General features: G+C 33.1%; 10 protein-coding genes. 2 read left to right on the top strand and 8 right to left on the bottom strand.

Annotation, left to right across the window (positions count from 1 at the left end; all coding sequences use genetic code 11):
• Nucleotides 1–7 precede the first annotated feature (7 nt).
• Entirely contained in the window at nucleotides 8–151 is a 144-nt protein-coding gene (locus H603_RS17390) for a helix-turn-helix domain-containing protein (RefSeq protein WP_084157752.1), read from the bottom strand.
• Between the two features lie 320 nt (nucleotides 152–471).
• On the opposite strand from H603_RS17390, the gene pheT reads away from it, so the two are divergent.
• On the top strand, nucleotides 472–2,892 hold the full coding sequence (gene pheT / locus H603_RS0114240) for a phenylalanine--tRNA ligase subunit beta (protein WP_026709244.1): 2,421 nt from the start codon (nucleotides 472–474) through the stop codon (nucleotides 2,890–2,892).
• 110 nt (nucleotides 2,893–3,002) lie between these two features.
• Here pheT and H603_RS0114245 read toward each other — a convergent pair whose 3' ends face one another.
• The 6 genes from H603_RS0114245 to lon all read right to left on the bottom strand — a co-directional run bounded on the left by H603_RS0114245 (nucleotide 3,003) and on the right by lon (nucleotide 11,321).
• A complete protein-coding gene (locus tag H603_RS0114245; RefSeq protein WP_026709245.1) occupies nucleotides 3,003–3,557 on the bottom strand; it encodes a fasciclin domain-containing protein in 555 nt (184 codons plus the stop codon).
• 157 nt (nucleotides 3,558–3,714) lie between these two features.
• Nucleotides 3,715–4,044 carry a DUF5362 family protein gene (locus H603_RS17495; protein WP_245576124.1) on the bottom strand — a complete coding sequence of 110 codons (330 nt, stop codon included), beginning with the start codon at nucleotides 4,042–4,044 and terminating at the stop codon, nucleotides 3,715–3,717.
• Nucleotides 4,045–4,287: 243 nt separating this feature from the next.
• Nucleotides 4,288–6,069, bottom strand: a complete 1,782-nt coding sequence (gene rpsA / locus H603_RS0114255) for a 30S ribosomal protein S1 (protein WP_026709246.1) — start codon at nucleotides 6,067–6,069, stop codon at nucleotides 4,288–4,290.
• 364 nt (nucleotides 6,070–6,433) lie between these two features.
• Nucleotides 6,434–7,810, bottom strand: a complete 1,377-nt coding sequence (locus H603_RS0114265; protein WP_026709247.1) for a nucleoside permease — start codon at nucleotides 7,808–7,810, stop codon at nucleotides 6,434–6,436.
• A 70-nt stretch (nucleotides 7,811–7,880) separates the two neighbouring features.
• Nucleotides 7,881–8,576: a (d)CMP kinase gene (gene cmk / locus H603_RS0114270; RefSeq protein ID WP_026709248.1), complete on the bottom strand. Its 696-nt coding sequence runs from the start codon at nucleotides 8,574–8,576 to the stop codon at nucleotides 7,881–7,883.
• A gap of 294 nt (nucleotides 8,577–8,870) precedes the next feature.
• Nucleotides 8,871–11,321: an endopeptidase La gene (gene lon / locus H603_RS0114275; protein WP_026709249.1), complete on the bottom strand. Its 2,451-nt coding sequence runs from the start codon at nucleotides 11,319–11,321 to the stop codon at nucleotides 8,871–8,873.
• Nucleotides 11,322–11,932: 611 nt separating this feature from the next.
• Here lon and H603_RS0114280 point away from each other — a divergent pair.
• A complete protein-coding gene (locus H603_RS0114280; RefSeq protein ID WP_026709250.1) occupies nucleotides 11,933–12,661 on the top strand; it encodes a head GIN domain-containing protein in 729 nt (242 codons plus the stop codon).
• A gap of 71 nt (nucleotides 12,662–12,732) precedes the next feature.
• Here the strand turns inward: H603_RS0114280 and H603_RS0114285 are convergent, their stop codons facing one another.
• Complete coding sequence (locus tag H603_RS0114285; protein ID WP_026709251.1) at nucleotides 12,733–14,034, bottom strand: MFS transporter; 1,302 nt, start codon at nucleotides 14,032–14,034, stop codon at nucleotides 12,733–12,735.
• Nucleotides 14,035–14,065 lie beyond the last annotated feature (31 nt).

The raw sequence follows: 14,065 nt of genomic DNA on the forward strand, positions 1-14,065 counted from the left end.
TTGAATACTAATTCTCAGCTCTAAATTGAGATGGACTCACGCCAACATTGTTTTTAAAGAATTTAGAAAGACTACTAATAGAATCAAATCCCAGCTCAAAGGCAAGTTCTTTTGTGGTTGAACTACCTCTTATAATTTGATGTTCTTTCATAATGCAAAGTTTGAATAAATGTGGCCAAAATACTTATCCAAATTTCCAATTAAGTATACCAAAAAAGAAATTTGAGCTTTCGATTAAAACCTCTACCCTAAACATATAAATGATAACTAGCTAGCACTTAAAGGCATGTATACGATGGCTATTTATTTAAAGTATACTCTTAATTTGCTACAATTTTTAATCATTTTTTTCGAAAAAGATACTAAATCGTTTTGTCTTCAAAAAGTTACAATATTCCCCAAAAAACAAAAAAAATAGTTTCTTACTACAAACTGCAATCCTTATATTTGCAGTCTTATTAAAAATGACAGATGAAAATATCTTATAACTGGTTAAAACAATTCATTAAAATAGACTGGAACTCTGAAGAAGCAGCAGCATTACTAACAGATTTAGGTCTAGAAGTAGAAGTTGTTGAAAAATACCAATCTATAAAAGGTGGATTAGAAGGAATTGTAGTGGGACACGTACTTACTTGCATTCCACATCCAGATGCTGACAGACTAAAATTGACAACTGTTGATATTGGTACCGGAACTCCTATACAAATTGTATGTGGAGCGGCTAATGTTGATGCGGGTCAAAAAGTTCCTGTAGCTACGATAGGTACCGTTTTATATGACAAAGAGGGCGGTTCTTTTACTATTAAAAAAGGAAAAATACGCGGTCAAGAAAGCCACGGAATGATTTGTGCCGAAGACGAATTAGGTCTAGGTGAAAGTCATGACGGTATCATGATCTTAGATGAGGCGTTAGTACCTGGTACAAAAGCAGCAGAAGTTTTTAAAGTAGAAAATGACGAAGTTTTTGAAATAGGTTTAACACCAAACCGTGCTGATGCCATGAGTCATCTAGGTACTGCACGCGATTTAAGAGCAGGATTAATACAAAGTGGTCTTAATTTAGAACTTATAACTCCATCTGTAAGCAATTTTAGAGTTGATATGCGTACTTTAAAAATTGATACTGTTATCGAAAACACTCAATTAGCACCTAGATATTGCGGTGTAACCATTTCTGGAATTACAGTAAAGCCGTCACCAAAATGGCTACAAGATAGATTAAAAGCTATTGGATTAACTCCAAAAAATAATATAGTCGACGTTACTAATTATGTTTTGCATGATTTAGGACAACCGTTACATGCCTTTGACGCCTCTAAAATTAATGGAAAAATTATTGTAAAAACCCTAGAAGCAGGTACAAAATTTACAACATTAGATGATGTAGAGCGTACTTTACACGAAGAGGATTTAATGATTTGTGATGAAAAAGGACCATTGTGTATCGCTGGAGTTTTTGGAGGTAAAAATTCAGGAGTTACAGAACATACCAATACAATCTTTTTAGAAAGTGCCTACTTTAATCCGGTAAGCATTAGAAAAACTGCAAAAAGACACCAACTTAGCACAGACGCTTCTTTTAGATTTGAAAGAGGAATCGACCCTACTATAACTGCTTATGCTTTAAAGCGTGCGGCATTATTAATTCAGGAAGTTGCTGGTGGAGAAATAACCTCAGATGTGAGTGATATTTACCAAAAGAAAATTGAAGATTTTGCTGTCTTCTTAAATTTTTGCAATGTTAAAAAAATCATTGGTCAAGAAATTCCTAAAGACATCATCAAACAAATTTTAGTTTCACTAGAGATTAAAGTAAATAGTGTTTCTGAAACTGGCTTGGGATTAACAATTCCTGCATACAGAGTAGATGTGCAAAGAGAAATTGATGTTATCGAAGAAATTTTGAGAGTTTACGGATACAACAACATTAATTTTTCGAATAAATTTAATGCTACAGTAGCAAACTCTCCAAGAAACGAAGATTACAAATTGCAAAATATTATTGCTACTCAATTGAATTCACAAGGGTTTCATGAGATGATGGCAAATTCATTGACAACGGCAAGTTATGTTGCGCTGTCTGAAACATTAAAAGAAGAGCACAATGTTACAATGTTAAATCCATTGAGTAACGATCTTGCGACAATGCGTCAATCATTATTGTTCTCTGGACTAGAAGCTATCTCTTATAATATCAACAGAAAAAATAGCGATTTAAAGTTATTTGAATTTGGTAAAACTTACCATAAGTTTTTATCAGGTTATGAAGAGCACAAACATTTATCTGTATTCATTACTGGAAATAAAACAGAAGAAAGCTGGATTAACGCACAAAAACCCACAGACTTTTTCTTATTGAAAGGATATGTTGATGCTGTATTATCTCGTTTCGGAATTCAGAAAACACAAAATAGCCCAGTATCTTCTGATATATTCTCAGAAGGAATTGCAATAGGAAGCGGACACAATAACTTAGTAGAATTTGGATTGGTAAAAAAATCAATTTTAAAAACTTTTGGTATCAAGCAAGAAGTGAACTATGCTGATTTTAATTGGGATATTATATTAAAAGCTGCGGCCACTAAAATTAAATTCACCGACATTCCTAAATATCCTGAGGTTCGTAGAGATTTAGCGCTACTTGTTGATAACAATGTGAACTACGACGCTATATTTGCAATCGCAAAACAATCAGAGAAAAACCTTTTGAAAGACATTAACTTGTTTGATGTTTATGAAGGAAAGAATTTGCCAGAAGGTAAAAAATCATATGCCATTAGTTTTATAATTCAAGATGTATCTAAAACATTGACAGATACTCAAATTGATAAAATAATGGGGAAAATGCAAAAAGCATTCGAAACAGAACTTGGTGCAACTCTTAGATAAAACTCAATTATCTTAAAATAAGAAGTCCCAACACTTATCACAGTGTTGGGACTTTTTTATTATAAGTATTTACTATCTTCTATTTTAATGATAGCTACACTAAAAGCTATTTAGTTTTTTGGTAACAAAACAGCATCAACAACATGAATTACACCATTAGATTGGTTTACATCAGCAATTGTAACCATTGACATACCACCTTTTTCATCAGTAATATATAATTTTTTTCCTTTCATCCAAGCTGTCAATGTTCCACCGCTTACTGTTTTCATTGTTGCTTTTCCATTTCCCTTTTTGATTGCCATTGCAATATCAGAAGCGTTCATTTTTCCAGCTACAACATGGTAAGTAAGGATTGTTTGTAACATTTTTTTGTTCTCAGGCATTAGTAATGTTTCTACTGTTCCTTCTGGTAATTTGTCAAAAGCTGCATTTGTAGGAGCGAAAACTGTGAAAGGTCCTTTTCCTTGTAATGTTTCCACTAGATCAGCTGCCTTTACTGCTGCAACTAATGTTGTATGATCTTTTGAATTAATTGCATTCTCAACAATGTTTTTGTTAGGAAACATCTCTGCTCCACCAACCATTACTGATTTTTGAGCAAATGAAGTTGCTCCGAATACTAATGCTAAAAATGCTACTGATAAAAATTTTCTTGTTTTCATAATTATATTTATTAAGTTATATAAAAGCATTTACGCCATTATAACTCTTATGGTTTTAAAATAAATGATAAATAAACAATAAAAAATATAGCATGCTATTTAGCAAGAGATTAGAAGACTAAAAAACATTGAAAAAAGATTGTTGTTTAAATTATTTCTAAGCTAAAAAAGCTAGCGCTCCAGCAGATAAAGCAATTACAAAAACGATTGGATATAATACTGTTAAAACTAGGAATAATATACCCACAAATTTAAAATGTGACTTCAAAAACTTAAAAGCAGCTTTTAATTCTAGATTGTCATTAGTTCTAAGAGCAGCTTTAAGCTTAGTTGAAAATTTGAACATGTAGTAAACTGGAAAGAAGTATATGACTGCCATCACAATGTAAAATGAACCAATAAAACCACCGCCCATTTGATTACCCATCATACCACCAGACATACTCCCCAATTTGGAAAATATGGACTGAACGAAGAGTCCTATCATAACAAATAGTCCTACACCTACAAATCCTAAAATTGATAGGAAGTGTGTCTACTTTGCAGTTTCCTTTAAAAAACCTTGTGCTTCAAAATCAATTGCTAAGTCTTGATTCTCTTTTGGAGTAAATACATTCATAAATTTTAGTTTAGTTATTAAGTACTAAATATATGAATTTAATCAGAAATTACAACACAAAAAAAAGCCTCACATTACTGTGAGGCTTTGAATATATAGATTGTCTGAGAATTATTTTTTCTCTGATTTTTCCATTTTAGCTTTCAATGCAGCTAATACATCATTGCTATCTCCTAAAGTAGATGCAGGTGCATTAGATGAGTTTGAAGCTGAAGAATTATTTTCAGTGTTAGCTTTCACATTTTTCTCTTCTTCTTCACGGAAGATAGCAGTGTGAGATGCAACTACTCTTTTAAATTCTTTGTTGAATTCGATTACTTTGAAATCAGCAGATTCTCCTTTTTTCAATTTCTTACCATCTTCTTTTTCAAGGTGACGAGTAGGAATGAAAGCAACGATATCATCTCCAAATTCTACAGTAGCTCCTTTATCAACGATTTCAGAGATTTCTCCGTTGTGGATAGTTCCAACAGCGAATGAATCTTCATACTGATCCCATGGATTAGGAGTAGTTTGTTTGTGACCTAAAGATAATTTACGTCCATCAACATCTAATTCTAATACTACAACGTCAAGTTTTTCACCAACGTTTACAAATTCAGATGGGTGCTTGATTTTCTTAGTCCAAGATAAGTCAGAGATGTAAATTAATCCATCAATTCCTTCTTCAAGTTCTACGAAGATACCAAAGTTTGTAAAGTTTCTAACGATACCTGAATGTTTAGAACCTACAGGGTATTTAGAAGTAATATCAGTCCAAGGGTCTTGAGACAATTGTTTGATACCTAATGACATTTTACGGTCATCTCTATCTAATGTTAAGATAACAGCTTCAACAACATCACCTACTTTTACGAAATCTTGAGCAGAACGTAAATGAGTAGACCATGACATTTCAGAAACGTGGATTAAACCTTCAACACCTTCAGCAACTTCGATGAAAGCTCCGTAATCAGCAATAACAACTACTTTTCCTTTAACTTTATCTCCAATAGCCAAGTTAGCATCTAATGCATCCCATGGGTGAGCGTTTAATTGTTTCAATCCTAATTGAATTCTTGTTTTCTCATCATCGAAATCAAGGATTACAACATTTAATTTTTGATCTAATTCAAGAACTTCAGATGGGTGATTAATTCTAGACCAAGAAAGGTCAGTAATGTGAATTAATCCATCAACTCCACCTAAGTCAATAAAGACACCATAAGAAGTAATGTTTTTAACAACACCTTCTAATACTTGTCCTTTTTGTAATTGACCAATAATTTCTTTTTTCTGTACTTCAATATCCGCTTCAATAAGCGCTTTGTGAGATACAACAACGTTTTTAAATTCGTGGTTGATTTTCACAACTTTGAATTCCATTGTTTTGTTTACGTAAACATCGTAATCTCTAATTGGTTTAACATCAATTTGAGATCCTGGTAAGAACGCTTCAATTCCGAAAACGTCAACGATCATACCACCTTTAGTTCTGCATTTTACAAAACCATTAACGATTTCACCTGTTTCGTTTGCAGCAATAACTCTATCCCATGATTTGATAGTACGTGCTTTTCTGTGAGATAAAACTAGTTGTCCAGTTTTGTCTTCACGGATATCGATTAATACTTCAACAGTATCACCTACTTTTAAATTTGGGTTGTAACGGAATTCGTTTAATGAAATAACACCTTCCGATTTTGCGTTGATATCAACGATAACGTCTCTATCTGTAATTCTTACAACAGTACCATCTACTACTTCTTCTTGGTCAGTAGCGATAAAAGTTTTTGATACTAATTCTTCGAATTCTTGTAAGTTTTTCTCATCTACTGGATCAATACCTTCTTCAAAGTTATGCCAGTTAAAATTTGCTAAAAACTCTTCTTGTGATTGGATTTGTTCAGACATGCTGATTAAAATTTGTATTCTGCATTCTCTCGAGTCTCTTAAAGTAGTAGAAAACAACAGAAGTTGTTTGTATAATTAATTGATACCTAATGGAGACTCTTATCCACCAAAAGGTGTGCAAAAGTAATACTTTTATTTGAAACAACAAAATATTCTATAAAAGATAAACTATTGAAAATCAGAAGCGAAACAACTGGCTTTGTTTGCTAGCATGGTTTCCCGCTCTCGCCTTTATCTCTACGTCCCTCAAAAGTGACTACGAGGATACCGGCTCCATCGGGGCTAAGCAGCTTACACCCTTCATTTTCAGCCACAAAAAAACCCGACATCTTTCAATATCGGGTTGTTATATAAAGGTATCATCTTAATGATTTAATTTTTCAACTATTTTTGGATCGTGTTTGTGCTTGAATAATATTGCAAAAGCAACTGCTATAATTAAGGCATACAATGCAAATGATAGCCAAATCGTATGCCAATCTTTCATAAATATCGCGTTACTAAAAGTACCATTCGATAAAATCTCTACTCCTTGCCCCTTGATAAACTCTCCCATTAAAGGATTAGTAGGTTCTGTTTCTAAAAAAGTTGATAAAGTTTCTGTCGAATTGAATGACTTAGTAAAAAAATGGTCAATCGCCCACCCTGATGTAAAACTTCCTAGAATAGCTCCAAAACCGTTAGTCATCATCATAAACAATCCTTGTGCAGATGACCTATTTTTAGGATCGGTATTTGTTTCCACAAATAAAGAACCTGAGATGTTGAAAAAGTCAAAAGCCATTCCATAAACTACGCATGACATGATAATCATCCACAATCCATCTATAGGATCTCCATAAGCAAAAAATCCAAAACGAAGTACCCAAGCCAACATACTAATTAACATCACTTTTTTAATTCCGTATCGTTTCAAGAAGAATGGTATTGCTAATATAAATAAGGTTTCAGAAACCTGTGAAATCGACATGATTATTGTAGAATATTCTACTACAAATGAATCAGCGTACATTGGAAAATGTTTGAACTCATCTAAAAACACATCACCATAAGCATTTGTTAATTGCAAAGCGCCTCCTAAAAACATAGAAAAAACAAAGAATAACGCCATTTTATAATTGGCAAATAATTTAAAAGACTCTAATCCTAGCACCTCCATAGTCGATGCGTTTTCTTTAATCAAACGCTGTGGCTTGCTCTTAGGTAATGTAAATGCATATATCCCTAAAATTAAGGCAGCAACTCCTGCAATATAGAACTGATACGTTGTAGCTTTATTTCCAGTTAAGTTGGTAATCCACATAGCTACAATAAAACCAATTGTACCAAAAACGCGAATAGGAGGAAAATCTTTTACGATATCGTTCTTATTCATTATCAAAGCATTGTAGGAAATCGAGTTACTTAAAGAAATCGTTGGCATGTAGAAACACATTGCCAGTAATATAATGTAAATAAATGTCGTAGATTCTGTTACCATTGGTAAATAAAATAAGACTCCGGCATACAAAATATGTAATACTCCGTATAACTTTTCAGCGTTTACCCATCTGTCTGCAATAATTCCGGTTAAAGTAGGCATGAATAAGGAGGCAATCCCCATGGTACTAAAAACTAACCCAAATTGCGTACCATCCCAATTTTTAGTCCCAAACCAATAGTTTGCAATTGTAATCAACCAAGCTCCCCAAACAAAAAATTGTAGAAAACTCATTAAGATCAACCTGTACTTAATTCCCATGTGATGAATTGTATTTATTTCAAAATTTACAAGGCGTAAATCTAATATTAAAAATGGTATCTACAAAAAATTATAACGTTTTAGTAATATCGTTTACTAGCGTACTAACAAAATTAAATTGTTCGTCTTTTGTCATTGATGAGTTATCCATCTCAATGGCATCTTCTGCTACAATTAAAGGAGAGTCTTCTCGATGCGTATCAATGTAATCGCGCTCTTGTACATTTTTTAAAACAGCTTCATAAGTCACTTGATCACCTTTGGCTTTTAATTCGTCATAGCGCCTTTGAGCGCGAGTGTCAGCCGTTGCATTCATAAAAATTTTTAATTCTGCTTCAGGAAAAACTACGGTTCCTATATCTCTACCGTCCATTACAATTCCTTTGTCTTTACCCATCTCTTGTTGCTGCTCTACTAATTTAGAACGCACCTCAGAAATTTCAGCGACTTTACTCACAAAACTAGAAACCTCAATATTGCGAATGTCCTTTTCGACATTAAGTCCGTTTAAAAATATCTCAGCGAAGCCTGCCTCGAAACTAAATTTAAATTGTAATTTAATTGTAGGTAGCGCAGCAATCAATTCTTCTACCTTAAAATAATCTTTAGCTATTAAATTATTTTGCATAGCATATAAAGTAACTGCACGGTACATTGCGCCTGTATCGACATAAACGTAACCTAAACTATTTGCTAACTGTTTTGCAATTGTTGATTTTCCTGTAGATGAGAAACCATCTATGGCGATTGTAATTTTTTTAGTCAAAATAATAAGATTGAAAATTAAGTAGTCTTAATATTAAAGATAAAAACATCTAGTAAGAAGCAAGTTCAAATTTAGACTTTCCCTTTAAAAAAAACCATTTTAAAATTAAATGCGATCCCGTTTTAATTTCTTAAAAAGCAAAAGCATTTACTGCGCGAATATAAAGCTAAAAAAGCAATCAAGCCAAAACATCTTTAAGGATATGTTGTCTTTTCGAACAAAAAAAATTCCAATACCAAAACTTCTAACTGAAGCTTTAGCATTGGAATCCTATCTAATACACTGAAAATTAGTTTACAATTTCTTAGCGTTTTTTACATTTTGATCTGTAAGAGCCACTTTAAGAACATCACTCATTTCTTTCACAAAATGAAAAGTCAATCCATCTAAATATTCTGGTTTGATCTCGTCAATGTCACTCTTATTTTCTTGACATAAGATGATCTCTTTAATGTTTGCTCTTTTAGCTGCTAGAATTTTTTCTTTAATTCCTCCTACTGGCAATACCTTTCCTCTTAAAGTAATTTCACCAGTCATCGCAATATTTTTCTTAATGCGCTTTTGAGTATATAATGACACTAAAGATGTTAGCATTGCAATACCAGCACTAGGTCCGTCTTTTGGAGTTGCACCTTCCGGAACGTGTAAATGAATATTATTTTTAGTTAAAATCTCAGGATTAATTCCTAGAATTTCAGCATTTGCCTTAATGTATTCTAAAGCAATTGTAGCCGATTCTTTCATTACATTACCTAAATTACCTGTAATGGTCATGGTTCCTTTTCCTGGAGAAATCAACGATTCTATAAATAATATATCTCCACCTACGCTCGTCCAAGCTAATCCTGTAACTACACCAGCAACATCGTTGCTTTCATATTTATCCCTGATCATTCTAGGAGCCCCTAGAACTTTAATAATATCCTCGTCAGTAACTTTTTTATTATATTCCTCCTCCATCGCAACTGACTTAGCAGCATTTCTAATTACTTGCGCAATTTTTGCTTCTAATCCACGAACTCCAGATTCTCTTGTATACCCTTCAACGATTTTTTCTAATTGTTTTTTTCCAATAGTCAAATCTTTCGAAGTCAATCCGTGCTCTTTTAATTGACGCGTAAATAAGTGTTGACGAGCTATTTCTACCTTTTCTTCAATAGTATATCCCGACATCTTAATTACTTCCATTCTGTCGCGCAAAGCCGGTTGGATTGCTGCCATATTATTTGAAGTAGCAATGAACATCACTTTCGATAAATCAAATCCCATTTCTAAGAAATTATCATAGAACGAACTATTTTGTTCTGGATCTAAAACTTCTAACAAGGCAGAAGACGGATCTCCCTGATTGCTATTTGATAATTTATCAATTTCGTCCAAAACAAAAACAGGGTTAGCCGTTTTCGCTTTTTTCAAACTCTGAATAATACGTCCTGGCATAGCGCCAATATATGTTTTTCTATGCCCTCTAATTTCAGATTCATCACGCAAACCTCCTAAAGAAATACGAACATACTCTCTGCCTAATGCTTCTGCAACTGAACGACCTATTGATGTTTTTCCCACACCTGGAGGTCCTGTTAAACATATAATAGGCGATTTCATATCATTACGCAATTTCAAGACTGCCAAGTGCTCAATCATTCTCTTCTTTACCTCTTCTAATCCAAAGTGATCTCTGTCAAGAATTTTTTGCGCTCTTTTTAAATCAAAATTATCTTTTGAGTATTCATTCCATGGTAACTCTAAAAACAACTCCAAGTAATTTCTTTGAATTCCGAAATCTGGAGCTTGCGGATTCATACGACGCATTTTAGACAATTCTTTCTCGAAATGTTTTTGCGTTTTATCGTCCCATTTTTTTGTCTTAGCTTTCTGAGACATCTCGTCCATCTCTTCTTCTTGTGAAACACCACCCAACTCTTCTTGGATTGTTTTCATTTGTTGATGCAAGAAATATTCTCTTTGTTGCTGATCTAAATCAAAACGAACTTTAGATTGAATATCATTTTTAAGCTCTAGTTTTTGCAACTCGATATTCATATATCGAAGCGTCTCTAAAGCTCTGTCTTTAAGATTACTAATTGCTAATAAATCTTGCTTTTCTTTAACTGTCAAATTCATATTTGAAGTTACAAAATTGATTAGAAAAGATTGACTCTCGATATTCTTAATGGCAAAAGTTGCTTCACTAGGAATGTTCGGACTCTCCTTTATTATTTGGATAGCAATATCTTTAACCGATTCTAAGATTGCTAGAAACTCGCTATCTTTTTGATCAGGGCGGCTTTCTTCAAATTCCTTAATAGTTGCAGTAAGATAGGGATCTTCAGAAACTACGGTATCAATTTCAAAGCGCTTTTTACCTTGAAGAATTACAGTCGTATTTCCATCAGGCATTTTTAAAACACGTAAAATTCTCGCTACAGTTCCTATGCTATGAATATCCTCTTTTGTTGGATCTTCGTCTTCCTCGTTCTTTTGAGCAACCACACCTATAATTTTTCCAGCGGCATTAGCATCATCAATTAATTTGATCGATTTATCGCGTCCAGCAGTAATTGGGATTACAACGCCAGGAAACAAAACCATATTTCGCAATGGTAAAATAGGTAATGACTCGGGCAATTGCTCGTTGATCATTTCCTCTTCATCTTCTGGTGTTAATAAAGGTATCAATTCGGCTTCAGAATCGAATTCTTGAAGTGACAAGTTGTCAATTGTTAGTATTTTATGATTTGACATAGTATTTTTTAAGTCTTTTTGTCATTAAGTTTAATATTCTAAGTAAATATTGGCTTGGCTTTACTTAAAATAGAGCAACAAACACTATAAAATATTTACAGGGGTAATGGGGCAATCACTATGCCATAATATCATGTAATTGTTGCCTTAAGTCATATAAGTTACTACAGTAATCGTTTTATTTCATTGATGGAAAAGACTAAAATAACAATTAATTACTTTTAAATATAATACCTTTTTAATTTTATTTTAAATACGATAGTATACTAAATCAAGGACCGCTTTATATTTAATCAACGTCATCAATTACTAATAATCCTGTCTTTACCTCGTTTTTCGAATAAGAAGAAAAAATCATATTTAGAATTATACTGTAACCCAAAAGTTTTCAAGATGAATTAAGAAAGTAATATAATTAACGTAAAAATATTGATTTATAGAACTATACAATCATTTTAGTTAGTAACTTTATCTAAATATTATAGGATTAATCATTCCGATTTAAGTCATAAAAACTAAAATATGAAACAACTAGTATTAACAAAAGGCATCTGGAAAATGAATCTCAATTTTATCTAATACAAAATCTATCAATAACAAATCAATTAAACATGAAAAAGACCATCACATTAACGGCTTGCTTGAGCCTTTTATTTATTGTAGCAGCAAATGCACAGTGGAAATCAAAAAAAACAATAAAAGGCAATGGTAATGTTGTCACCGAAAGACGCACAACAGCACCCTATGATGAAATTAAGGTTGCAGGATTTTTTGACGTTTCTTTAGTTGAAGGTAAAGAGGGAAATATTGTGATCGAAGGGGAAGAAAATATAATTCCAGTAGTCGTAGTAGAAGTTAAAAATAACGTACTCACAGCTTATACTGAGAAAAACACAAGTCTTAGTAGCAAAAAAAGACTCTTGATAACAATTCCTGTAGAAGCAGTTTCTTCAATTTCATTAGCAGGATCAGGGAGTATAACTTCACAAACAACTATAAAAGCTGAGGACATAGCGATACAGCTGTCGGGTTCTGGAGATATCAATCTCACATTGGCCTCACAAAATGTAAAAGCATCATTAAGCGGTTCAGGTGATATCGTATTAAGAGGTACAACTGATAATTATGAAACAAGCTTGGCTGGTTCTGGAGATATTAAAAGTGAAGAACTTGTCGCTAAAAATGTGTCAGCAGCACTCTCTGGTTCGGGAGACATCAGCGTGAATTGCAGCAATGATTTGCAAGCAAAAGTAGCGGGTTCAGGAAATATAAGTTGTAAAGGTACTCCTGTGACAAAAGACACTAAAGTAAGCGGATCAGGTAGAATATCTATGAAGTAATTTGCTTTATTTTTAAAACTTAAAATGCTGCTATGACCATAATCTAGCAGCTTTTTTTTGTTCGAAAATAATTATTTTTCCTCTTTCTTCATCATTGCTAGAACTATGAATCCCAGTAAAAAGAATAAAGCCAATATCAAAAAAGAATCTCTCATAGAGTCTGTAATCGCTCCTACAAACCCAAAAATAAATGTTCCAAATACTATGGCAATTTTTTCGGTCACATCAAAAAAACTAAAATAGGTAGCGTGATCTTCTGTGTCTGGTAGTAGTTTTGAATACGTAGAGCGTGAAAGTGTTTGAATTGCCCCTAGAACCATCCCTATTGTTCCTCCTAAAGCGTAAAACTGCAAATCAATTGAATCGCTTTTAGCATCTAGCAGGTAAGCAGCTATGCAGATTCCGCACCAAATGATAATCGTAACTTTTAACGTATTGATATTTCCAATCTTTTCAGATATTCTCGAAAACAAAAAAGCTCCAAATATTGCTACTACATTGATGATTAAAATAATGATAATTAGCTTGCTAGTATCGATTCCTAATTCTTTTTTTCCAAATAGTCCCGCTAGTAAAATAACCGTTTGCACCCCTATACTATATAGAAAAAATGCGATCAGGAATTGCTTGAGTGCAATTTGTTGAAGTACATTTTTAAAGACAATTTTTAATTCTTTCAGTCCTTTAAATATATAGTCCTTCTCAGGCTTTTTATGAAAAACATTATTGGGCAAATAATAGAAAGTAACTTGAGCAAATCCCATCCACCAAATCCCTACAGCCAAAAAAGAAATCCTTGCGGGTAAAGAACTATCTGTAATACCAAAAAGATCTGGCTTCATCACTAATAATAAACTAAAACCTAATAGCAATAGCGAACCTAGATAACCAAACATAAAGCCTTTTGCGCTCACTCTATCATGTTGCTCCGGATGAGCAATTTCGGGCAAGTAAGAATTATAAAATACAATACTTCCCCAAAAACCAATACTCGCAAGTACGGTTCCTAAAATCCCAATCCATAATGTATCCTGACCTCTAAAAAAGAAAAGGCTAATTACTGATAGTGACCCCAAATAACAAAAGAACTTGAGGAACTTTTTCTTATTTCCGGTATAATCGGCAATTCCAGACAAAATTGGAGAAAGCAGGGCCACTATTAAAAATGAAAATGATAAGGAATAGGATAATAGCGTACTATTATTAAAATCAGTACCTAAAAACTGTACTCTACCACCATTTTCACCAGTTACCGAATCGTAATAAATAGGAAAAATCGCTGTAGCAATAACCAAACTGTATACTGAGTTTGCCCAATCGTAAAAAGCCCAAGCATTAATTAATTTTTCGTCCCCTTTTTGCAATGATCTCATAGAAAATTATTTTAGACTAATGTATTTAATT

It is taken from the genome of Flavobacterium frigidarium DSM 17623 (assembly GCF_000425505.1).
In the GTDB taxonomy this organism is placed as follows: Bacteria; Bacteroidota; Bacteroidia; order Flavobacteriales; family Flavobacteriaceae; genus Flavobacterium; species Flavobacterium frigidarium.